The organism is Paenibacillus helianthi (assembly GCF_001909055.1).
Classification (GTDB): Bacteria; Bacillota; Bacilli; order Paenibacillales; family Paenibacillaceae; genus Paenibacillus_AQ; species Paenibacillus_AQ helianthi.
In genome coordinates, this window is sequence record NZ_LVWI01000002.1 from 462,759 (window position 1) to 486,414 (window position 23,656).

General features: G+C 51.2%; 22 protein-coding genes and 1 other RNA gene. 1 reads left to right on the plus strand and 22 read right to left on the minus strand.

Annotated elements, in window-relative coordinates; all coding sequences use genetic code 11:
* Positions 1 to 95: 95 nt before the first annotated feature.
* Positions 96 to 1,331, plus strand: a complete 1,236-nt coding sequence (locus A3844_RS04790) for an aminotransferase-like domain-containing protein (protein WP_074106752.1) — start codon at positions 96 to 98, stop codon at positions 1,329 to 1,331.
* 113 nt (positions 1,332 to 1,444) lie between these two features.
* Here the strand turns inward: A3844_RS04790 and rnpB are convergent.
* The 22 genes from rnpB to A3844_RS04900 all read right to left on the minus strand — a co-directional run bounded on the left by rnpB (position 1,445) and on the right by A3844_RS04900 (position 23,497).
* Positions 1,445 to 1,858: RNase P RNA component class A (rnpB, locus tag A3844_RS04795), an RNA gene on the minus strand.
* Between the two features lie 62 nt (positions 1,859 to 1,920).
* A complete protein-coding gene (locus A3844_RS04800; protein WP_074103295.1) occupies positions 1,921 to 3,036 on the minus strand; it encodes a Nif3-like dinuclear metal center hexameric protein in 1,116 nt (371 codons plus the stop codon).
* Complete coding sequence (locus A3844_RS04805) at positions 3,012 to 3,788, minus strand: tRNA (adenine(22)-N(1))-methyltransferase (RefSeq protein ID WP_074103296.1); 777 nt, start codon at positions 3,786 to 3,788, stop codon at positions 3,012 to 3,014. Before A3844_RS04805 ends, A3844_RS04800 begins: the two co-directional genes overlap by 25 nt.
* The gene (locus A3844_RS04810; RefSeq protein ID WP_074103297.1) at positions 3,785 to 4,609 is read right to left on the minus strand and encodes a hypothetical protein; all 825 of its coding nucleotides are present in this window, start codon (positions 4,607 to 4,609) and stop codon (positions 3,785 to 3,787) included. Before A3844_RS04810 ends, A3844_RS04805 begins: the two co-directional genes overlap by 4 nt.
* A 97-nt stretch (positions 4,610 to 4,706) precedes the next feature.
* On the minus strand, positions 4,707 to 5,840 hold the full coding sequence (rpoD, locus tag A3844_RS04815) for an RNA polymerase sigma factor RpoD (RefSeq protein ID WP_036683799.1): 1,134 nt from the start codon (positions 5,838 to 5,840) through the stop codon (positions 4,707 to 4,709).
* A 40-nt stretch (positions 5,841 to 5,880) separates the two neighbouring features.
* Positions 5,881 to 7,701: a DNA primase gene (gene dnaG, locus A3844_RS04820; protein WP_074085757.1), complete on the minus strand. Its 1,821-nt coding sequence runs from the start codon at positions 7,699 to 7,701 to the stop codon at positions 5,881 to 5,883.
* Positions 7,702 to 7,740: 39 nt separating this feature from the next.
* Entirely contained in the window at positions 7,741 to 8,220 is a 480-nt protein-coding gene (locus A3844_RS04825) for a YaiI/YqxD family protein (RefSeq protein ID WP_425270594.1), read from the minus strand.
* 202 nt (positions 8,221 to 8,422) lie between these two features.
* Entirely contained in the window at positions 8,423 to 10,501 is a 2,079-nt protein-coding gene (gene glyS, locus A3844_RS04830; RefSeq protein ID WP_074106753.1) for a glycine--tRNA ligase subunit beta, read from the minus strand.
* Positions 10,494 to 11,381, minus strand: a complete 888-nt coding sequence (gene glyQ, locus A3844_RS04835; RefSeq protein WP_074085692.1) for a glycine--tRNA ligase subunit alpha — start codon at positions 11,379 to 11,381, stop codon at positions 10,494 to 10,496. The genes glyS and glyQ overlap by 8 nt, the downstream gene beginning before the upstream one ends.
* Positions 11,382 to 11,792: 411 nt before the next feature.
* Positions 11,793 to 12,548, minus strand: coding sequence for a DNA repair protein RecO (gene recO / locus A3844_RS04840; RefSeq protein ID WP_074085693.1), 756 nt, complete (start codon positions 12,546 to 12,548; stop codon positions 11,793 to 11,795).
* 36 nt (positions 12,549 to 12,584) lie between these two features.
* Positions 12,585 to 12,728 (minus strand): YqzL family protein, encoded by a 144-nt coding sequence (locus A3844_RS04845; protein ID WP_074085694.1) that lies wholly within the window; start codon positions 12,726 to 12,728, stop codon positions 12,585 to 12,587.
* 119 nt (positions 12,729 to 12,847) lie between these two features.
* Positions 12,848 to 13,741, minus strand: coding sequence for a GTPase Era (gene era, locus A3844_RS04850; RefSeq protein ID WP_074085695.1), 894 nt, complete (start codon positions 13,739 to 13,741; stop codon positions 12,848 to 12,850).
* A 412-nt stretch (positions 13,742 to 14,153) separates the two neighbouring features.
* Positions 14,154 to 14,573 (minus strand): cytidine deaminase, encoded by a 420-nt coding sequence (cdd, locus tag A3844_RS04855; RefSeq protein WP_074085696.1) that lies wholly within the window; start codon positions 14,571 to 14,573, stop codon positions 14,154 to 14,156.
* Between the two features lie 134 nt (positions 14,574 to 14,707).
* Complete coding sequence (locus A3844_RS04860; protein WP_074085697.1) at positions 14,708 to 15,103, minus strand: diacylglycerol kinase family protein; 396 nt, start codon at positions 15,101 to 15,103, stop codon at positions 14,708 to 14,710.
* Positions 15,103 to 15,600 (minus strand): rRNA maturation RNase YbeY, encoded by a 498-nt coding sequence (gene ybeY / locus A3844_RS04865; protein WP_074106754.1) that lies wholly within the window; start codon positions 15,598 to 15,600, stop codon positions 15,103 to 15,105. The genes A3844_RS04860 and ybeY overlap by 1 nt, the downstream gene beginning before the upstream one ends.
* Entirely contained in the window at positions 15,597 to 17,852 is a 2,256-nt protein-coding gene (locus A3844_RS04870; RefSeq protein ID WP_074085699.1) for an HD family phosphohydrolase, read from the minus strand. Before A3844_RS04870 ends, ybeY begins: the two co-directional genes overlap by 4 nt.
* A gap of 17 nt (positions 17,853 to 17,869) precedes the next feature.
* Positions 17,870 to 18,841, minus strand: coding sequence for a PhoH family protein (locus A3844_RS04875; RefSeq protein WP_074085700.1), 972 nt, complete (start codon positions 18,839 to 18,841; stop codon positions 17,870 to 17,872).
* A 15-nt stretch (positions 18,842 to 18,856) separates the two neighbouring features.
* On the minus strand, positions 18,857 to 20,038 hold the full coding sequence (gene yqfD, locus A3844_RS04880) for a sporulation protein YqfD (protein ID WP_074085701.1): 1,182 nt from the start codon (positions 20,036 to 20,038) through the stop codon (positions 18,857 to 18,859).
* A complete protein-coding gene (gene yqfC, locus A3844_RS04885) occupies positions 20,035 to 20,328 on the minus strand; it encodes a sporulation protein YqfC (protein ID WP_074085702.1) in 294 nt (97 codons plus the stop codon). Before yqfC ends, yqfD begins: the two co-directional genes overlap by 4 nt.
* A 148-nt stretch (positions 20,329 to 20,476) precedes the next feature.
* Positions 20,477 to 21,055 carry a hypothetical protein gene (locus A3844_RS04890; protein WP_074085703.1) on the minus strand — a complete coding sequence of 193 codons (579 nt, stop codon included), beginning with the start codon at positions 21,053 to 21,055 and terminating at the stop codon, positions 20,477 to 20,479.
* Positions 21,056 to 21,070: 15 nt separating this feature from the next.
* Positions 21,071 to 22,072, minus strand: a complete 1,002-nt coding sequence (gene floA / locus A3844_RS04895; protein ID WP_074085704.1) for a flotillin-like protein FloA — start codon at positions 22,070 to 22,072, stop codon at positions 21,071 to 21,073.
* Between the two features lie 39 nt (positions 22,073 to 22,111).
* Complete coding sequence (locus A3844_RS04900) at positions 22,112 to 23,497, minus strand: NfeD family protein (RefSeq protein ID WP_074106755.1); 1,386 nt, start codon at positions 23,495 to 23,497, stop codon at positions 22,112 to 22,114.
* Positions 23,498 to 23,656: the final 159 nt, after the last annotated feature.

Genomic DNA, 23,656 nt, shown 5'->3' on the forward strand with positions numbered 1-23,656 from the left:
TTCCGTCCTCCCAACTGTTATATTCAGCGCTTTACTGTTATACCGCTATGCCGTTATGATACAACAAAATCAAAGCAGCGGGGGCGTATTTTTTTATGAAGATTAATTTTTCAACTGCGGCACAACACCTGGGTTCCTCGGCAGTCCGTGAAATACTAAAGGTAACCCAAGGTAAAAATATAATATCGCTGGCCGGGGGATTGCCCGGAGAAGAATTATTTCCGATGCAGGCGGTCCGGGATGCTTACAACAAGGCGCTAGCTGCGGATACTTCAGCCCTTCAGTATGGCTTGACCGAAGGCTATCTGCCGCTTCGTGAACAAATCGCTGCAAGACTCACCGGACAGGGGATTGCTGTGTCTGCTTCCGACATGATTCTGACTACAGGCTCGCAGCAGGCTTTGGATCTGCTATGCAAAATTATGCTCGACCCTGGCGACAGTGTGCTTGTAGAAGCGCCTACTTATCTGGCTGCGCTTCAGGTGCTTGGCTCTTACCGTGCGGACATCCACACTGTCAAGAGTGACGAACACGGTATGCTCCCGGATCATCTGGAGGAGCAGCTTCGCATCCAGCGGCCCAAGCTGTTGTATGCCGTTCCTACCTTCAACAATCCCTCGGGTGCCACCTGGAGCAGGGAACGCCGCGAACAGACAGTAGAATTATGCCGGCGCTACAATGTTCTTATTCTTGAAGACAATCCGTATGGGGAAATTACCTTCGATGATGCTCAAGGCGCATACCCTCCTACTCTTGCAGCGATTGATCGAAGCGGTGAAGGCGAATCCTGTGTAGTCTACACAGGAACCTTCTCCAAAATCGTCGCCCCGGGGCTGCGCACCGGCTGGATCATCGGGCCTCCTGAATTGATCCAAGTGATCACCAAAGCCAAACAGGCTGCAGATTTGCATTCAAGCGCTATTGACCAGCGGGCGCTGTCCGAACTGCTGCATAACTTTGACCTTGAGGAGCATATCCGCCTGATTTCGCGCGAGTACCATTCGCGGATGAAACTGCTCTCCGGTGAGCTGGCATCCCGTGGCTGGGAAGGCACTCATTTTCTTGAGCCGCGGGGCGGTATGTTCCTGTGGCTGACATTGGCCGAACACATTAACGCTGCTAAGCTGCTTCCTTATGCCGTCCGGCAAGGCGTAGCTTTTGTACCCGGCGAGGTGTTCTATTCCGAGCAGCCGCACAGGAATACAATGCGGCTCAATTTCACTCATACGCCGCCTGAGCTTATGCAAATTGCCGTGCAGCGGCTGGATGAAGCCCTGAACATATACGGGCAAAGTGCAGAAGCCTCGCAGCCGATTGCTCAAGCAGATTAAACAACAGTTCAGCATATAAAGTCCTATATTTATACAAATAAGCGGCCCTCCGAGGAGGGCCGCTGTCTTATGATTAAACCAGTTGAATTCAACAATACTTGTAAGTTGTCAGTTAGGAAAGTTTGCCGTAAGCCGGGTTCTGTGCTCGTCGTGGTTCAAACGGGAACTACCCTCCCACCATAAGCGACAATCATCTATCTAGGCCGTACATTACTGCACAGCTCCAGCGACCAACCTAGACGCGCCTCAGGCGAAGGCTGCTTCTTCCGTAAGGAGAAGCTGCGTCTCATTAGGTCTTGCTCCAGATGGGGTTTACCAGGAACGAAGTCACCAGCGTTCCTCGGGGTCTCTTACACCTCGGTTCCATCCTTGCCTGTGCCGCCCGAAAGCGGCCATCGGCGGTCCATTTCTGTGGCACTATCCTTCGGCTCGCGCCGACTGGACGTTATCCAGCACCCTGCCTTGTGGAGCCCGGACTTTCCTCCCGCGGCGTCTTCACGCGCACCGGCGATTGTCTGTCAAACTTTCCTGAACAACATTGTATATTATACAGACTTGCACCTTGGCGCACAAGTGTAAAAATGTGGTTTTACAGGAATGCAAAAGGCTCCGTGTTCACTTGAGAGACATGCACAGCTGTATCATATTTATGCTCAGTCAGCTTGCCCGTCATCCATTCGGCTACCTTCACTTTCATAATCTTCTCTGCATTATGTCCCGGATCAATCAGGGCGATACCTGCCAGAGCAGCGTCCTGGGCTGTATGATAGTCAATGTCTCCAGTCACCAGCACATCTGCTCCTTTGAAGATGGCACTGTTGTAATACTTTGCCCCGGAGCCCCCCATTACGGCAGCTTTACGGATGGGGCGGTTCAAATCGCCGACGACGCGCACATGGTCCACCTGTAGTCCGCTTTTGACCGTTTCAATGAATTGGCCTAACGTTGTCGGCTCCTTAAGCTTCCCGACCCGGCCCAGTCCGAAGCTGCGGCCCTTGAGGTCCATGGAATAGAGGTCATATGCCACCTCTTCGTAAGGATGGGCCTTCAGCATGGCCTGCACAACTTTGTTCCGGATGGGCAGGGGCACAATCGTTTCAATGCGGATTTCCTCCGCATGCTCCAGCTTGCCCTGCTCCCCAAGGAACGGATCAGAGCCTTCTCTCGGGATGAACGTGCCGTACCCTTCAATATTGAAGCTGCAGTGGCTGTAATTGCCAATCCAGCCGGCACCGGCATTCAGGATGGCATCCAGCACCTTCTGGTGATGATCCTTTGGCACGAAGACCACCAGCTTGGACAACTGTTCAGTATGGATATCCTTGATCGGAGAACCTTCCTGAATGCCGAGAGCTTCAGCCATCCAATCATTCATGCCGCCTTCTGCCACATCCAGATTCGTATGGCTGATATAGACGGCAATATCATTTTTGATCAGCTTCTCATAGAGCCTGCCCATTGGAGTATCGGTCTGAATTCCCTTGATCGGGCGGAAAATAATCGCATGGTGGGCGATGATCAGATTGCAACCCCGGACGATAGCCTCGTCCACAACGGTTTCATTCACATCAAGCGCCACAAGGACGCCGGTAATTTCCTTTTGCAGAGATCCCAGCTGAAGGCCTACGTTATCCCATTCCTCCGCCAGATGTTTGGGAGCAAGCTGCTCCATATAACCGATTACCGTTTGGCCTTTGGCAAACATTCCAGCACCTCCGTAATTCGTCTGATCTGTGCTTTGATCTTGCCGCGTTTCTCCTCTGCAGATTCAAGCTCTGAGCGTGACAGAGAAGTTAGAATACCTTCGAGCTTATCAATCTCCCCTTGCCACTTGGCGAAGAAGGCTTCATTGGGCGCCTGAAGCAGCCAAGGTCCCATCTCCAGCAGCAGCTCACGGTCACATACCACACCGGAAGACAACCTAAGCTCCTGGTACAGCTGTTCATTCGTAATTCCGGCAGCCGCCGCTTCCCTCACTGCCGTCAGAATTTCATAGATCTTGCCGTCTTCCTCCAGAATATGCTCGGCGGTAAGTACCCACCCGTGGTTCAAAAGCCAGCGGCGGAGAATATCCTCTCCCACATTCGGCTGCAGCGCGAGGGTTTTGACACCTTCCAGCCTGCCAAGGTTCAACCCACGATCCAGGATCGAAGCAATGAGGGCTCCCCCCATACCTGCTATGGTAATGCAATCCACTTCTCCAGGCTCCAGTACCTCAAGCCCATCCCCATGTCGTACGGCAATCGCCTTCCCGAGTCCGGCCTCTGCAACCCCTCTTCGGGCAGCTTCAAACGGCCCCGGGTTCACCTCTCCTGCAATAGCAGACCGTACCCGTCCGCTCCCAACAGCCGCTACAGGCAAAAGCGCATGATCCGATCCGATATCGGCGACCACGCTGCCCTGCGGAATTTGCTCCAGTACAACCTGAAGCCGTCTTGATAATTTATTGTTATTCATGAAGTCACCCACGGTATCCATTTTTTACGAAATATAAACAGCAGAGCAAGACCTGCCGCGATCTTCAATATCAGTATTAGCGAAACCCACTGTGGAAAATCAGGTCTCAGCAGCAATGCGTCGATCTCAGGCATAATCCACAGCAAAACACCAACGCCCAGGTAGACTCCTGAAACACCATTCACCCGGTGATGCAGCAGCCAGCTCAGCCATACCATAAGCACACACAGCGGCAGATACAGCAGCTCCAGTTCAAGAATAGAGGCATCCGGACGCACCTGACCGAAGAATCCGGCATAGAGCAGGGTCCAGAAAGCAAAGCCGCAAAAATGCAAAAGGCTAATGCGGAGGAGAAAACCAAGAACGACCCACAGCAGTCCGCAGCCTGCAATCAGCAAAGGCCTCCAGAAGTCCGGGTCCAGGTTATGTAGTGCAATCAGCCATAATCCGAATCCCAGCGTTAATATGCTGCCTATCCCTGCGAGCATGAGACTGATCATGTTGTTCCGGTCCCGGTAAATGGCGGAGTAGCCATAACAAACAATTAGGACACAGAGTGCTGTTGCAAGTTGCAAAGGCCAGGGAAAAACGCTAAAATAAAGACTAATCAAGAAAATCAAGGAAATAATTCCAAAACCAAACAGCCAAATTTTGATGCTTCCCTGCTGAAGATTGCGGAATGAAATCGGATTGCTGTCCTTCGCCTCTGCCTCATCATCATAGAGGTTGGTCAGGAAATCACAATACTGCTCCGGCAACACTTTACTTCTTCTCCAGTACTGAATTTCTCTTAAAATAATTTCACGTTTTTCCAAGTTCAACGGCTCAACCCTCTTTCGGACCTTGACTCTGGCACTTGCTTCTATTCAAGATAAAAGACCTCCTGCCACCGTGCAGCAGAAGGTCGGTTCATAACAACTATTCGAGGAAATCCTTAAGACGTTTGCTGCGGCTCGGATGGCGAAGCTTACGCAAGGCCTTCGCCTCAATCTGGCGAATCCGCTCACGGGTAACGCCGAACACTTTGCCGACTTCCTCGAGCGTTCTCGTCCGTCCGTCATCCAGGCCAAAACGCAGACGAAGCACATTCTCTTCACGCTCGGTTAGCGTGTCCAGCACATCCTCCAGCTGTTCCTTCAGCAGTTCATAAGCAGCCGCATCCGCAGGCGCAAGGGCCTCCTGATCCTCGATGAAATCACCCAAATGCGAATCATCCTCTTCACCAATCGGTGTTTCCAGCGATACCGGCTCCTGGGCAATCTTCATAATTTCTCTGACCTTTTCAACTGTCAGTTCCATCTCGGCGGCAATTTCTTCCGGCGACGGCTCACGTCCAAGCTCCTGCAGCAGCTGACGGGATACCCGGATCAGCTTGTTAATGGTTTCTACCATGTGTACCGGAATACGGATCGTACGGGCCTGGTCTGCAATCGCCCGTGTGATAGCCTGACGAATCCACCAGGTCGCGTACGTACTGAATTTGAATCCTTTGTTATGGTCAAACTTCTCAACGGCTTTGATCAGACCCATATTGCCTTCCTGAATCAGGTCCAGGAACAGCATTCCGCGTCCGACATACCGTTTGGCGATACTAACTACGAGACGCAGGTTCGCTTCAGCCAGACGGCGTTTCGCTTCCTCATCCCCGTTTTTGATTCTCATCGCCAGTTCTACCTCGTCGTCAGCCGACAACAGCGGCACCCGTCCAATTTCCTTCAGATACATCCGGACCGGGTCATTAATCTTAATTCCGGGCGGGAGTGACAAATCGTCGTCGAAGCTGAAATCATCGCTGTCTTTGTCCTCATTATCCTCACTTGGACGGAGGCTGTTCACCTCTTCGTCATTCTCATTCACAACCTCGATACCCAAATCACTCAGTTGCTCGTAGAACTCCTCCATTTGCTCGGGGTCCTGATCAAACGGCGACAATTTCTCCATAATATCTTTGTAGTTCAATGATGATCTTTTCTTGCCTTGCTCAATAAGCTGGTCCTTCACCTGATCCAGAGTAAATTCCGCTTCCAGTTCAGTGTGCTGATCGTTCGCCATAATTCGACTCCCTCCTCCCTAGGTACATCCTGTCAACTGCTCATTGTCTCTCTAGGGCTATAATCTCACTTGCAATTTGTGCCGCACGCAAAAAGTCGCCTGATTTCTCAGCCTGAATCATCTCTTCACGCTTCTGTTCCATCCCGCGTTGCACGGGGTATTTCCGCACTTCACGGATACAATCATCCAGGACCTGCGTATTCCAGTCCGGAGGAGTGTCCATCATGGAAATGGCTGTTGCAGTCTTTTCCAGACGGTCATCCTGAAGTGATGATAGAAACCGGCTGATGCCGGGTGGTTTGCCTTGCGCGTAATAGGCATATAGATAAGCGGCTATTGCCGCATGATCATCGATGTTGAACTCTTCTCCGAGGCGTTCGCCTACATATGCGGCAGCTTCCGGGTCCTGTATCATCAAAGACAGCAGGCGCCTTTCGGCAACATGGTAAGCCGGCAGCAAAGTCGGTGTTTGCACTTGCCCTTTTTTATGCCTACCATTATTCCACCTTTTGTCGTTATTATCCCCTTCGGGGATGTTTTTTTGCATCGAAGCCCGAAGTAAATTGCAGTCCTGCTTCAAGCTATCATATGACAGCTCCAGCTCAGAGGAGATTTCACGCAGGTAGACCTCGCGCTCTGTGGAGGAATGCAGTGATGCAATAATCTCCAGTGCCTCCTTGACATAGGCAATTTTGCCGTCTTCCTCTAGGAGTATATGGTTTTTTTTCAGATATATAAGCTTAAATTTAATCGATGAGACCGCTGAATCAATGACTTGATCCTTGAAACGCTCTCCGCCATGACGGGAGATGAACTCATCGGGATCGAGTCCGCTCGGAAGCACGGCAACCTTTACCCGCAGGCCATTGTCCTCCAGCATCGGGATCGCCTTAATCGCAGCAGCTTGTCCCGCCTTGTCGCCGTCATACGCCAGAACAATTTCATCACCCAGGCTCTTCATCAACGCCACATGCCCATCTGTAAGTGAGGTGCCCATGGTAGCTACGCCGTTATGCACACCTGCTTCCCAAGCCGAAATGACATCCCCGTAGCCTTCGAAAAGGACGATTTGCCGCGTTTTGCGGATGGATGCTTTGGATTGGTGCAAATTGTACAGAATCCGGCTTTTGTTAAATAATCTGCTCTCCGGGGAATTCAAATATTTCGGCTGACCCTCTCCGAGAATTCTTCCGGCAAAAGCAATTACCTTCCCTGTGCGGTTCGCAATCGGAAAAATGACACGTCCGCGGAAGCGGTCAACGTACCCTTTCCCCTCGCCTCTGGCAGACAGCAGTCCGCCCTTTTCCATCTCAGCGAGATCAAAATTTCTTTTCTCGAGGAACTGCAGCAGTGTATCCCAGCGGTCCGGTGCGTAGCCGATTTGGAACTGGTCGATCATTTTGTCGCTGAAGCCCCGGGATCTCAAATAATCCATGGCGGCAGTGCCGTATTCCGTATTCTTCAGCAGAAAATGATAAAATTTTGCCGACAGCTCATAGGCCTGAATCAGCCGGTCACGCTCAGGGTCAGGAGGAGACTGAATCCCCCCTGCTCCTTCGGGAACAGATATATCGCTTTCTTCCGCCATGATTCGAACTGCTTCGGGGAAGGATAATCCTTCGATTTCCATCCTGAATTTGATGGCATTTCCACCCATACCGCAGCCAAAGCAATGAAAGACACCCCTATCAGGGGTTACAGTGAAGGAAGGAGTTTTCTCCGAATGAAACGGGCAGAGGCCCCATAAATATTTCCCCTGCTTGGACAAATGAACAACCTTACCGACTGTATCGACAATGTCATGCCGTGCGAGCACACTCTCGATAACCTCTTCCGGAATATTACCTTGTCCGCTAGCCACTTCAACCACCTTCATCTCTTAACAAGTAAATATAATTCGCTATAGCTGTACATTCTCCTGCAAAAGTGTTAAAAGTTTTGTCAGTTTATGTTGAAAATAAATTTTTTCTTCCGTAGTGATCGCTTTAGGTCCCTTGGAATAGTGTCCCCGTCGGCGCTCCACGGCCCTGGCATGCCTGCCCTCCAGCATAAAATCCATTGTGGAATCGTCATATTCCTGTCCGCGGTTAGACAAAACCCTGCAGCGTTTGCCAAGCGCAAGTGCAGCAAGGCCAAAATCCTGCGTAACGACAATGTCTCCTGCAGAAATATGGTTGGCGATATACAGGTCAGCGCTATCTGCCCCACGGTCCACCTGAACGATGGAGACGCCTTCTTCACCCTTAAGCACATGATCGTAGGATGAGACCATGATTACCGGGATCCTGAAGCTTCGGGCGACCGTAATGATTTCTTGCTTCACCGGACAAGCATCCCCGTCAACTACGATCTTTCTTTCCTGGGAACCTTCCATGAGCATCACCAATTTCCCGTGTAATATATATACGCTTTGCCGAACAGAAATCCTGCTTTGAAAAGCATAAATACGGAACGGATGTCAACTTACGCATTGGCACCGTTCCGTATATTTATCCCCCAAACCATCGATCTATACCATAACTGCACAAAGTTGTACATTTTTTCGGTTCCGATACAGACATACGGGTCTTCTCAGGAAGAGATTACCACACCAGCTTACCGAAATCGGCAAAGGCTTTGGAGTCCGCATCAATACCAGCCAGCAGCGCCAGACGGTTCGCACGAATCTGTTCGTCCTCGGCCATGACCATTACGGAATCGAAAAACCCGGTAACTGCATCCTTCAGACCGGACAGAATCCGCAATGCTTCCTCTGCATTTCTGGCACTCAGCGCATCCTGGTACGGCGTGTGAATAGCCTGCCAAGTTTCATAAAGCGTGAGCTCCGCTTCTTCCTTCAGCAAAGTAGGATCTACGCTGGTTCCTTCAGCCGCTTTGGCTGCCAAATTGCTTACCCGTGTCAGTGAATCTACGGTGATTTTGAAATCAGCCTGACCATTCACAGTATCCATAAGCGCACGGCTTCTGCCTACTACAGCCACGATATCATCAAAACCTGCAGCAATCACCGCATCCACAACATCATAGCGCACATTGTCGGATAACAGACGTTTCACTCGCAGTCCGAAGAACTCGTAAAGGTTTATACGCAGGTCTTGGGTAAAATGTTTCTCTTTGCGTAAATTTTCATGCACATCCACCGCCGCATCAAAAATTTCCTGCAAAGAGATGGCCAGCTTATGCTCAAGTACGATCTGCACAATACCTGCCGCCTGGCGGCGAAGTGCATACGGGTCCTGTGAACCTGTCGGGATAATACCAATCGAAAAGCAGCCGACAATGGTGTCGATTTTATCCGCAAGGCTGACAACCATTCCTACTTCAGAGGCAGGGACCGCATCTCCTGCGAACCGTGGCTGATAGTGTTCGAAGATTCCTCTGGCAACCGCTTCAGGTTCTCCCGCCTTGCGCGCATAATCCTCACCCATGGTGCCTTGAAGCTCAGGGAATTCATAGACCATCTGTGTAACCAGATCGAATTTGCAAATATCGGCAGTCCGGCTTACTTCAGCAGCTGTTGTCTGGATTAGTGCAAGCTTAGTGGCCAAACGATCAGAGATGGCCCGTATCCGGCGAACCTTGTCTCCGACACTGCCGAGCTCTTCGTGATACACGATGTTTTCAAGCTTGGCCAACGCATCACTGATCTGCAGCTTCTGATCCTCTCCATAAAAGAACTTCGCATCCGAAAGGCGGGCACGCAGCACCTTCTCATTTCCCTTGGCGATCACGTCCAGCGACTGGGCATTACCATTGCGAACAGTCACAAAGAATGGCAGAAGCGTACCTGACGCGTCAAAAACCGGGAAATAACGCTGATGCTCACGCATCGAGGTGATCAGCACCTCCTGAGGAATGTTCAGGAAGGAAGCATCAAACGTACCGAACAAGACGGTCGGAGTTTCTACGAGGAACAATACTTCTTCCAGCAAGTCCTCCTTGATCGCGATGGTCCAGTTCTTTTCTTCAGCCAGCTTGTGGATCTGGTTCAGAATCAGTTCTTCACGTTCCTTCACATCCACCAGTACATGTTGGCTGCGCATAGTCTCCACATACTGTGACGGCTCGGCGATGACTGTTTCGGTTCCCAGGAACCGGTGTCCCCGGCTTACATTTCCGGCTTTGACACCGGTGATTTCAAGATCGATAATCTCTTGACCGAACAGGGCAACCAACCAGCGGATCGGACGGACGAATTTGAAATCATACGCTCCCCAGCGCATATTTTTGGGAAAGGTCATCGAGTTGACAATGCTGCTGAGTCCTTCAGACAACAGCGAGGAGGTATTTACACCGACACTGTTTTTGGTCGCGTAGATATATTCCACTCCGGCCAACTCTTTGAAGGTTAACTGCTCCGGGGATACCCCCTGGCTGCGGGCAAAGCCGAGTGCCGCCTTGCTCCACTCGCCGCTGGCGTCAAGCGCGATTTTGCGTGAAGGCCCCTTCACCTCTTCGCTAATATCTTCTTGTCTCTCGGCAACATCCTTCACCAAAACCGTAAGACGCCGCGGTGTTGCATATGCGCTGACTCCGCCATAGGAAATGCGTGAAGCTTCCAGCCATTTAGATGTTCTGTCCTGAAGCTGCTCCATAGCAGCACGGATAAAGCGTGCGGGAACCTCTTCCAGACCGATCTCGAACAATATATCTTTAGACAAGATCAACACCTTCTTTCTTCAGCAGCGGGAAGCCAAGCTTCTCACGTTCCTCCAGATATGTTGCCGCTACGGTGCGGGCAAGATTGCGGACTCTGGTAATAAATCCCGTTCGTTCGGTTACACTGATGGCTCCGCGCGCATCCAGAAGATTAAAGGTATGCGAGCATTTCAGCACATAATCGTAAGCCGGAAATACCAGATGACGCTCCATAGCTCTGCGTGCTTCCTCTTCGTAGGTATTAAAAAGTGTGAACAGCATTTTGACATCGGAGACTTCAAAGGTATAGGTCGAGTGCTCAACCTCCGGCTGATGGAATACATCACCATAGGTCATGCCGTCCACCCATTCCAGATCAAACACATTTTCTTTCTTCATGATGTTGGAGGCCAGCCGTTCCATTCCGTAAGTGATCTCAACCGCAACCGGTTTGGTCTCAATTCCTCCGACTTGCTGGAAGTAGGTAAACTGTGTAACCTCCTCGCCGTTCAGCCATACTTCCCAGCCGAGGCCTGCGCAGCCCAGCGACGGATTCTCCCAGTTGTCTTCTACAAAACGGATGTCATTGAGAAGTGGATCTACCCCAAGTGCCTTCAGACTGTCCAGATACAGCTCCTGGATATTGTCGGGCGAAGGCTTGATAATCACCTGGAACTGGTGGTGCTGATACAGGCGGTTCGGGTTCTCCCCGTAACGTCCGTCTGACGGACGGCGTGAAGGTTCCACATAAGCAACCTTCCACGGCTCTGGTCCGAGCGAACGCAGGAAGGTCATAGGGTTCATCGTTCCTGCTCCTTTTTCCGTATCATACGGCTGGACGAGAATACAGTTCTGTGCAGACCAGAACTGCTGCAGCGTCAAAATCATCTGCTGAAAATTCATACTACCGACTCCTTCGCTTCACAAGTTTAACTGCGCCTCTTGCCATGGGTCATCTTGCCTGCTGTGCGATGGAGGCGTCACTTTTCTATCCTTGCTCATCACAAGGCAAAAAAGCTCCCGCCCCCATGCCTGATATACAGACATAGGGACGAGAGCTTGAAATTACTCCCGCGGTTCCACCCTACTTGATCTCATCAATAAAGACGAAATCCACTTTCATTTGGCCGCTTGCGTACTCCCGGGTGCCATGTTCATGAACGTTGTCCCGCCAGGCTTCCACTACCCCCGGCTCGCTTAAGCGACAAGCTGCTCATTACTTTCCCGATCACTGCACGTTACTCCATGTTAGGAGCTACAACGGCGCAACTATAAAAGAAACTGAACCTATAGTAACGGATTTTTTGCATTTCGTCAAATCTTGTATTTATCAAGCTGATCCAGAAAATTCTGCGACTTCAGCTTCAGCCCCAGCTGATGGTCCATAAAGGCCCGCATAATCTTTTTGAGTTCAGCCCGTGTCTCTTCCTTCACATCTACGCTGCCAAGCCGTGTCAGATCAAGAGCAGCGAATAAACGCAGCAGCTTGAGTGCACGGGGGGAGACCTCCATTGCCGGAGGATCATTATGCCTGCAACTGCGGCAGAGGACACCGCCGAGGCGGGGGCTGAGCCGGAGTTCCTCGTCAGGCTTGTCCAAGCTGCAAACAATACAATGATCCAGCTGCGGGCCATAGCCTGCTGCCTGCAGAACTTTCATTTCAAAAACATTAGTAATGATACCTGGCTCTTTGTCTTCCTCGATCGCATTCAAACAAGCCGAGAGCTGCCGGTACCAGAAGCTGCCGGTTTCCTCATCATGGAGCACACGGTCGAGCAGCTCGCAGGCATATGAAGCATAGGCCGCTTTAACCAGATCCTCACGAAGCGGATGATGAGACTTCGTAATCTCCCCGGCATTCAGTGTTCCGAGTCCCCCATTGTTGCGGAAAAACACAAATTCTCCGGTAGTGAACAGCTGGATCAAGGCAGCATGGCGGCTTTTAACCTTTTTGGCACCGCGCACAAGAACGCCTACTTTGCCGGCGTTCTCGGTGCAAAGCGTAATAATCGCGTTCCCCTCGCCGTAGTCCATGCTGCGGATGACGATCCCTTCCACCCTGTATAGCATGCCTCTTCCCCCAACCACTCGGCAAGCAACCAGTCCTTATTGTGCTTCTTCATCAAGGACCTTCTCTTCCTCCGCGGGCAGCTCTATACTGCCACTAAGCGGATCTGCGGCTTCTTTGTACAGCAGATAAGCATCGACATCTCCAGTCATTGCAAAATACTTCCACGAAAAGTCTCGCATTCGTATTCATCCTTTCTTCGGAAACACGATGTCTCTTCAGAAATAGGATGTGCGATAGGCCAGGATCTATCCTTGCAATTCCTGCCAAGTATATTTCAAAAAAGCCGCAGATGCGGATCTTAAAGGTCTTTGTGGAAGCCCAAATCACGCAGAACGCGGTCCTGGTTACGCCAGTCTTTTTTCACTTTTACCCACAGCTCCAGAAAAATCTTCGAACCCAGCAGGTTCTCGATATCCGTACGGGCCCGTCTGCCCACTTCTTTTAACAGAGCACCCTGCTTGCCGATAATAATCCCCTTCTGGGAATCACGCTCGACAAAAATGACAGCCGAAACATGTACAACGCCATTGGATTCGACACGCATGTCCTCAATCGCAACCGCGATGGAATGCGGCACTTCCTCGCGGGTCAGATGCAGGATTTTCTCACGGATCAATTCCGCACAGACGAATTGCTCCGGATGGTCGGTAATCTGATCATCGGGATAATACTGCGGGCCTTCCGGCAGATATTTCGCCACCTGATCCAGCAGTGTATTCACGTTACTGCCGAGCTTGGCTGAAATCGGTACAATTTCAGCGAACTCATGCAGCTTGTTGTATTCGGTGATCATCGGAAGGAGAGCTTCCGGCTCGATTTTGTCAATTTTATTCATCACGAGAATGACCGGCGTCTTGATTCCGTTCAGCTGCTCGGCAATATAGCGGTCACCACCGCCCATGCCTTCGGAAGCGTCCACCAGGAACAGCACGGCTTCTACCTCATGCAGTGTGCTCATCGCCGTCTGATTCATATAGTCGCCCAGCTTAGACTGTCTTTTATGAATACCCGGCGTGTCCAGGAATACGATCTGCGAATTATTAGCGGTGTATACCCCGTGTATTTTGTTTCTGGTTGTCTGCGGCTTGTCCGACATGATGGCGATCTTCTGTCCGATCACCTGGTTCATGAGTGTCGATTTGCCTACGTTCGGTCTGCCGATAATGGCGACAAACCCTGATTTGAATTTCATATGATCTTCCTTCCTGAATTCATGAGTTAACCCTTTTGCAAAAGCTTTTTCGATCCCCCTAAAGGCGTTTCGATCCCCCTAAATCCCCCTTTGCTAAGGGGGACCCCAAGGGCCCCGGCCCTCTGGACACCCGGAAATGGGCGAATGAGCAGCTTGGGGTCACATGGGAATGAGGTTGACGGTTGGAACGCTTACGTTCCCTACGGGAACACGCTTGACTGTGGAACAAATTTACTAAAGTGCTGAATGAATACTTCTGTTCATTTGAAGCTCAATTCTTATTCTGCTGCACTTTGCCCATTAGAATTCGCATTTAAAAGGCTGATTAACCAATCTATTGTATTCTCGAACTCTGCTGTAAGAAGTGTAGCATACGCTTAGTAAGTCCCTGAATCGATCCGTAATTCCCGGCTCACTCGGGAGCCTGGCCCTGCTCCAGATCGGCGGGTCCAAACGCGCCCGGAAGCAAATCCCGCACCGTGGTTTCCTGAATGTCACCCTTCAGGTTGCCGAGAATGACCTTCATATCTGGAGGGCATAACTCTACCATCACTTGGCGGCAGACGCCGCAAGGCGATACTGGTCCGTCTGTATCCGCAATGACTGCGATCGCTTTGAAGCTTCCAGCCTTGTGGCCGTCCGCAATGGCGCGGAAAAGCGCAGTCCGTTCGGCACAGTTTGTCGGCCCAAAGGCGGCATTCTCAACATTGCAGCCATGATGCACGTGGCCGTCCTGGTCCAGCAATGCTGCACCGACACCGAAACGGGAGTAGGGGATATAGGCATTGGCCCGAGCTTTGATCGCTTCTTGTAAGAGTAGGGCAGATTCCATAGTTGTCCTCCTAAGAGTTTGTTAGGATTACTTCACTGAATAACTTCGTACAAACTGGCTTTGAAGTAAAGACAATGAAAGACGGAGCGCAAAACGCGGGTCCGCCTCTCCCATAAGCTCAAGTTGTACACTGATTATGACATAAGTCCGGTGATCCAGTCCATCACAGGATGATAAAATACATAGATTCCGGCGATGACCGCAAAGACCGCTGTGAGCAGTACAGCACCTGCGGCGGTATCCTTCGCCTTTTTAGCCAAGGGATGTATCTCAGGGGAGACCAGATCAATCGTCGCCTCAATGGCGGTATTCAGCAGCTCAGCGGTCAAAACGAGCGTAATCACAAGCAACAGCAGCATCCAGCTGGACAGGGGAAGTCTGAATAGAACAGCGGCAACAAGCACCAATGCAGCTAAAGTGCTGTGCACCTTCATATTCAGCTCGGATTTGAACGCCGAAGCAATGCCATGCGCAGCAAATCGAAAAGAGTGCCAGAACTTTTTATGGCCTACCGCTGTATTCTTGACCATTAGCGGGTCAACCCGACCTGGACCAGCACTTGCTCCTGCTTGGACATCATTTCAGCCTCCGAAGCCTCATCCTGATGATCATAGCCCAGCAGGTGCAGGAAACCGTGGACAAACAGGAAACCAAGCTCGCGTTCCAGGGAATGTCCATATTCCAGCGCCTGCTCTTGCGCCCGGGTCACAGAGATAATGATGTCGCCCAGAACATAAGGCACATCCTCTCCTTCCCCATTGTCCTGGGAAACATATATAATTTCCGGCTCATCTTCTCCGGTTTCGTTCATGGCAAAGGAGAGTACATCCGTCGGACGGTCAATCCCCCTGTACTCCATATTCAATTCGTGGATACGCTCATTATTGACAAAAGTAAGATCCACTTCGCCTTCGTCAATCCCTTCCATTTGTCCTGCCTTTTGCAGAATATTCTCCAGTAGGGTGATCAGCTCATCGCTTATAGGATGCTCTTCCTGCTCGTTGTTCCAAACGATTGCTAAACTCATGTTGTTACGGCCCCTTCCTCTTTTTTCGGTTTTTTCACATCCTCGGGATATTCAATCCGTGAGTGAAAAATCCCCATTACCGTCTCTTTCAGTGTCCGCGCGATAATATCGAGCTCCTTGATCGTGAGGTCGCATTCATCGAACTGATGATCGTCCAGGCGGCTCTTGATGATTTTCTCAATCATCGTCTCCACCTGCACAACTGTAGGTTTGCGGAGCGAGCGGACGGCGGCTTCCACACTGTCGGCGATTCCGACCACGGCGGATTCTTTGGACTGTGCCTTCGGTCCGGGGTACCGGAAGTCCTCTTCGGTGAAATCGGGCTCCACCCCCTTTTCCTCAGCCAGCTTCAGTGCCTTGTGGTAAAAATAATGCAGGAATGTTGTGCCGTGATGCTGTTCAGCAATATCGCGGATTGGCTTCGGCAGCTTGTACTCCTTCTGCATTTCCACCCCATCCCTTGCATGCGCCACAATGATTGATTTACTGAGCATCGGCTCGATCGAATCATGTGGATTCTCCATGTTGTTCTGGTTCTCTATGAAATAAAACGGCCGTTTGGTCTTGCCAATATCATGATAATAGGAGCCGACCCGGCAGAGCAGTCCATCTGCTCCAATAGCCTCCGCCGCCGCTTCCGACAGGTTGCCGACCATCACGCTGTGATGATAAGTACCTGGCGTTTCCGTAAGCAGCTTGCGCAGCAGGGGATGGTTCGGGTTGGACAGTTCGACGAGCTTCAGCGCCGACAGGATACCGAAGGTAGCCTCGAAGAAAGGCATCAGACCGATAACCAGCACGGCAGTCAGCAGACCGCTGGCAAAAGAGAAGCCAATCGCATAGAGCGTCTGCGTCTGATTCCAGACGCCTCCGCCAAGCACCGTAAGCATAAATACAGTCAAGCAGCCGAACAAGGATACCATGATCCCGCCTTTGAGGAGCGTGGAACGCTGTCCCGCGCGGTGTGTGGCAAAGATGGCGACATAACAAACGATAAGTGCAAAGAACCCGAAGGTGAAATCAAATACGGTGTTCTGCTGCACATTTAGGATGATGCTGGCAAGTATACTGATCAAAATGGAACAAAAGTATGCCAGGGTCATATCCAGCAGCATGGTGATTAACATTGCACCAATAGCAACCGGGGCCAGAAAACCGACATAAGAACGTACATCTGTCTGCAGGAACGCAGCCAGCTTCATCGTAATTATCGTAATTATGAATACCAGCACCAGCATCAGCAGCTGGGAGTTATTGTACTTAAAGCCGGAGGTTCCCCCGTTATAACGGATGAAGGTCAAAAGGCCAAAGGATAACATAGCCGAAAGAAGCAGCAGACCAAATTGCGGCCAATAATTAACCTCGTTGCTCAGCAGGCCGTTGTCATCCAGAAGTGCATATAACTCGGGAGTGATTAGCTCCCCTTTGGCAACAAGTACATCCCCTTGCTCAATGAACACATCAGGTGTATTCTCCCGGGCCTGTACCTTGGCTTCTTTGGTCGCATCCTCATCGTAGAACTTGTTGCTTGTAATCACGAGCCGCACCAGTTCCTGCACAACCTCACGGGCCGTGCGCTGGCTAAGCGAACTGACGCTGACCTGTTCAGCCACTTTGGCACGTGCAGACTGGGCGTCTGTAATCTGATCGTTCATTAGTTTCGTTACGATATCCCGGGCAACCGGCTTCATCTCGATAATATCCTGAGAGGTCAGACGCGGAATCTTGATAAAGGTCTCTTCTGGAATAACATACGTCTGATCCTTGATCACTGACTGCATTTCATCCAGCAGATGTTCGGAATAGGTACCGGAACTTCGGCTGGAGGTCACAAAATTCAAAATAAAATCATTGGCCCGCTGAGGAATCTCCTCCCGGTAAATAGCCGTTTTGTCGGATTGCGAGATGAGATCATCCTGGTTCAGCCGGTCAATCCGGTCGAGCAGGGAGGTTACGAGATTATCCGCTCTCATTGGTATGATTGCATAACGGTTGGTTACATTCTCAGCCGCTTCTTCCTGGGCTTTAAGCTTGGCTTTGGTGTCTAGGATTTGCTTGGGTGCTGTGATTTCCTTGGCACTGTGGGTTCCCTCTTTGATATCATACTTCTTGGGTACCAGATCTGACGACAGGCTGAAGTAGAAAATGAGCCCAAGTAACAGGAAAAGAGCATAGCGCGTTACCGCGCTATACTTCCAGCCGTTGTTGCTGTATACAAATCCGCTTAATTTGGATGGTTGCTTTGAGGCCATGAAGACAGTCCCCTTTTTTATTCGCGGTTTTCGGCAGAGCGTTCATAGGCGACGATAATTTTCTGTACCAGGGAATGCCGGACTACATCCTGTTCTGCGAAATAGACAAAACCCAGCTCATCAATGCCGGATAAAATCGCTTTGGCTTCGATCAGGCCCGATTTCTTGCCGCGCGGCAGGTCGATCTGGGTGACATCCCCCGTGATTACCATCTTGGAGCCAAATCCAAGGCGGGTCAGGAACATTTTCATCTGTTCCGGGGTTGTATTCTGGGCTTCGTCGAGAATGATAAAGGAGTCATCCAGCGTACGCCCGCGCATGTAAGCAAGCGGAGCGATCTCAATCAACCCACGTTCCAATGCCTTAGCGACCTGATCGGGGCCCATAACGTCGTATAAGGCATCGTAAAGAGGACGGAGGTACGGATCTACCTTTTCCTGCAAATCGCCAGGAAGGAAGCCCAGGCTCTCTCCTGCTTCCACAGCCGGGCGTGTAAGGACTATACGTTTGACGGAGCCTTCCTTCAGCGCTGTAACAGCCAGCACAACGGCAAGATAGGTTTTGCCGGTACCAGCTGGACCGATGCCGAAGACGATGTCCCGCTTTTTGATGGTAGTTACGTAATGCTTCTGGCCAATCGTTTTGACCCGGATAGGTTTGCCACGGAAGGTGGTCGTGATTTCACCTTTGAACAAATCAAGCAGCTGGTCGGCCCGGAAATCCTTGGCCAGCTCCACCGCATACTGAATATCCCGTTCACTGAGTATGTAGCCGCTGCGGATCAGGGAGAGCAGCACACCAAACAGCTGTTCCAGCATGTCCACTTCCCGCTCCGCTCCGCGAACCGTAATTTCAGCTTCACGCGAGTCAATCACGGCAGGAATTTCACTTTCGATTATTTTCAGAAAACCATCCTGCGGGCCGAACAGGGATTGCGCTTCTCCCGCATTTTGCAAAGATATACGAATGCTTGCAGTCTGTTCTGACAAGTAGCCTCATTCTCCTCAGTTGTTTACTATCGGAAGTTCTTCCGTGATTCTCTCTTCCACTTCAAAGAGCACTTTCATATAAACTTTACCATTGTCTTTCTTCTCATGCAAAATTTTTTGACTTTTTATGGTGCTGTCCGTGCCGTAACGGGCCAAAATATCGTTCTTCGCCCCCGTAATCCCCTCTTGCCGCGCAGCCTCGGGTGTCAGTGTATCAGTTGTGCTACGGACCTCCATCTCCTTCTCGGTCATCAGCCCCAGCGGCAGCTGGAATGACCGCCACGTCAGCGGATCATGCTCCGTAAGCGTACGTGATTCTGTAAAGCCGGAAACACCGTATCCCCACAGCTGAATCGCCCATTTGCCAAGCACCAGATAGGTGCGGTCCTTCCGTTCTCCAGTATAGGAGCTTCCCGATCTTTTCAGCGGTACCTCTATATTGTATTCATGCCAGACGAGCCCTTTCACCTCGCCTTTAGCAACAACAGATTCCATATTTTCTTCATCACCCAGTGTGCCGGAGATCAATATCTGCCCTTTTTTAACCCGTGTGTTTCGGCTTACTACAGGTCTGCCCTGCTCCGCGTAGATTTCGCTGACCACTGCATCGGTCCTGCTGACCAGGTGCCGCGGGCTGAGCAGAGGCTTTTTCTCCGGCTGGTCGGACTCCACAATCTGGATTTTGACGCTCGTCCCAGTCCGCTGCACCCCTACCCAGGAGACACCCGGAAGCTCTGAGGTCAGCGCTTTGGAGAGCTTGTCCGGATCATTCATTCGCCAAATCCACTGGAAGGGGTATACCCCCTCTTGTCGTGCGGCCTGCAGGATATCCTCAGAAGCAATCCGGTTGTTGCCTTCAATTCGAATGGTCCATACCATCGAGGATAACAGCAGCAGGCCAATTCCGAACAGCAGCACGCCTGCGGCAAAAAACTTCCGTTTCCACAGCCTGGCCGCCCGGAACGGCAGTCCGTATCTGGCTGTGACCCGCGAGCGGCAGCCTGTCTTTTTCAAGAGCGGCCGAAGGACAAAAAAGTCATCCAGTAACAGGTTCAGGGAAGCACCGTTGCCGGCAGGCCTCACGTCCCAGATCACGATTCCTGCTTCGGTTACGGCGTTGATAAACTTTTCCACCTGCGGTCCCGTCACATGCAGTGTAACGAACCCCCGCAGTGATGACAGAGGCGGTTCCTTCATGTTTTCTCCTCGCTTCCCTTATATCTGATTTCTCCGATAACTCCCTCTACCGTCAGCTCCTGGCCTAATATATTGCGTATCATCAGCCCCTCGCCGGAAATCTCCAGCGAACCGTTAACTAACGCCAGCTTCAGCTGCCCGGAGGAAAAATGCAGCACACCGCGATGGTTCTCAATATACAGTTCTTTATTGCCGATCAGGGTGATTCGGGGCAGCTCCTGCAGTACGTCCTGCGGAAGATCCAGCACCCCGTTTGTCCATCCCCGCAGCCTGCGGCCTATACGGGTCATAAGTAGACTTCTCCCCCTTCCTGCCTTCTGTACACCTTATGCGGGAGCGCTTTTGTTTATGAGAAGAACTCGGGAAGCGAATAACAAGTGCAGGTTAACATGAAGCAAAAAAGCTCCGGACCCCTCATAGGAATCCGAAGCTCATAGGTTATCTGCGAAAAGTACGGGGCTGCCGCGATCGCGGGGGACCCAGTATTTCCGCCCATCGAAGACCGTCCTGCAGCGCCTTGCGGTCTGCCCTGAAATCCCGGTCAACCTCCTGGGCGGCATCAGGCCGTTTACCGGCGTTTCCAGAGCTCACGGTGGACGCACTTCCGGTAAATTGCGATTCCAAGCGTTTCAACTCCCGCTCCATCCGCTCTGCACGGACTTGTACGCCATCTCCCCAGGCTTGCTCTAAAGAAACACCTTCACCGGTTTGGTAATCGGGGGATGGCGACTCTGCAGATTCCGGCCATGCCGGAGATGCCTCATCCCCCGTTTCCGGGAAGGAAGCCAAAGGCCTGCTAAGGTTAGGGGAATCGCCTCCGGGAACAGGAAAACCACTGCGCTCATTTTTCGGCTTGCTCTGCGTTCGCCCGGAAGGTTGAAGGGGATTCCCGCCTCCACTGCCAAAAGTAGGCATTCCTCCGCGCGGAGCGGGGTCCCCCTTCTTTTTACCCGCCTTATTCAGACTCGAAATGATTGCGATGATGATAATCGCTGCTACATAAATCAAGCTGCCCATGGGACTCACATCCCCTTATTTATTGGTTGGACGGGTGTTGTCATCACCGTCGTTTAGTTTGCCAAGCGAGCCGCGCATTTGGGTGTCAGCTTCGATATTTTTGAGATTCATATAATCCATAACTCCAAGTTTGCCAGAGCGCAGCGCTTCCGCCATAGCCAGCGGCACTTTGGACTCGGACTCGACTACAAGTGCTTTCATCTCAACGACACGGGCCTTCATTTCCTGCTCATGGGCGACAGCCATTGCTCTGCGCTCCTCTGCTTTGGCCTGGGCAATGCGCTTATCTGCCTCAGCCTGTTCGGTCTGCAGATAGGCACCAATATTCTTCCCTACATCAATGTCCGCGATATCTATGGACAGAATTTCAAAAGCCGTCCCCGAATCTAGTCCCTTAGATAATACAGTCCGGGAGATGGAATCCGGATTCTCCAGCACGTCCTTATGGGAATCACTTGAACCTACTGTGGTGACGATCCCCTCCCCTACACGGGCGATAATGGTTTCTTCACCTGCACCGCCGACGAGGCGGTCAATGTTGGCGCGTACGGTTACTCTCGCTTTTACCTTAACCTCGATACCGTTCTTGGCTACTGCGGCTACAATCGGAGTCTCGATCACGCGCGGATTAACACTCATCTGCACCGCCAGCAGCACATCGCGTCCAGCAAGATCGATTGCAGCGGCACGTGTGAATTCCAGCGGAATGTCTGCACGCTGCGCGGCAATTAGCGCATTCACAACCCGGTCTACATTCCCGCCCGCCAGATAATGGCTTTCGAGCTGATTAATATTCACGCCAAGCCCCGCCTTGGTTGCCTTGATCAGCGGATTGACGATCCGGCTTGGCGTAACCCGCCGAAGTCTCATCGCCACCAGGGTAATAATACTGATTTTCACTCCGGCAGCCCAGGCTGAAACCCATAACATGACCGGGAAAAAGCTGAAAAACACACTCAATACAACAATTACAACAACCGCGATCAGCAAAATCGTAATAGTAGACGCTTCAATCATACCTCTTCCAACCTCCGTTAAAATGTAATTTCACAATTCTTATTTCGCGGCTTCCTTCACAACCACTCGTCCGCCTTCGACCTTGATCACCGAAATGGAAACACCTGTGTCAATAAAGGAGCCCTCGGTAACCACATCCACCCGCTCCCCATTCAGACTAGCCGTTCCTGCCGGACGAAGCGGTGTTATACTGACGCCAGAGGCTCCAATCAAACTAAGCTTCTCCAATACAGGCACAAATCCCTGCTCTTTGGTTAGACTGTCCTTCAGAATAAACCGGTTCCATATCCCCCGCTCCTTGAAAGTGACAGCCACAGCAATAATGACTACTGCCGCTGCCGCAAAAGCAATGCCCAGACTGAACAACGCATGTGTATAGCTGTAAGCAGCCCTTACTACGCCCGCTACGAGGAGTACTGAGCCCAGGATACCGAGTATGCCAAAGCTCGGGACAAACAGCTCCAGAATCAGCATCACAAGTCCCAGAATGAACAACAGCCAGGTCTCTGCACCGGCAAAGCCCGCCACGTAATTACCGAAGAAATAAAGCGCAAAGGCCAATGTGCCGATAATCCCCGGAACACCAAAGCCCGGAACCAGCATCTCAATGACAATTCCCGCAATTCCGATGAAGAGCAGAATCGTCATCACAATCGGATTGGTCAGAAAATGCGACATTTTTTCCGCACCGGTATGCTCCACGCGAAAAATGTCGTCTGTGGAATAGCCCAGTGAGGTAATCGCTTCTTCAGGCGTACTTGCGATGCTGTCTGCGTACCCGGCTTTGAGCGCTTCATCGCTGCTTAGTGCGATAATCTCGCCCTGTGCCTTTTTCACACCAAGCTCGGGCTTGTTGACGACAATATTCTTATCCATCATCCCGGCAGCTATTTCCGGATCACGCCCGTTCAGCTCAGCGGCACCGACCATTTTTGATTTCCAATAGGACGTGATCTTAGCGTCTTCCACACTATTTCCTCTGCCGTCCACCAGGGAAGCCGCACCAATCATACTACCCGGTTTCATAATGATATTTCCTGCGTTCAGCGCAATGTAGCTGCCTGCCGAAGCGGCATCCCCCCTGATATAGGCTACAGTCGGAATTTTACTGTCGCGTACCATCATGCCGATCTGTTCGGCTGAATCCACGAGTCCGCCCGGTGTATCTATTTCCAGCAAAATCAGAACAGCCCCGTAGTTTGCCGCCTCCTGGAATCCCCGCTCCAGAAAGCTCTGGAGCCCACGTTCAATTTCCTGATCTACCGGAATGATAAATACAGGCCCATTCTTGGACACAGGCGCAGCTGCTGATGTACGCGGTGAAGCCTTATCTGCGCTTGCCACACCCGCTATCGGTATCAGCAGCAGCAGCAGTAATAGGAGAAAGGAAATACTGGATACCGCGATTTTACGAAATCTGTCCAAGGTTCTACCTCCTCTTCACATAATTCCAGCTCTTAGTGCATAGTACGCCCCTTAGACACAAGCGTTTCAAACGAAGTTAAAGAATGCAGCATAAAAAGAGACACATCAAAGTCTATTCTTAGAATGTGTCCCTAACATAATCTTATAAACCTATACATG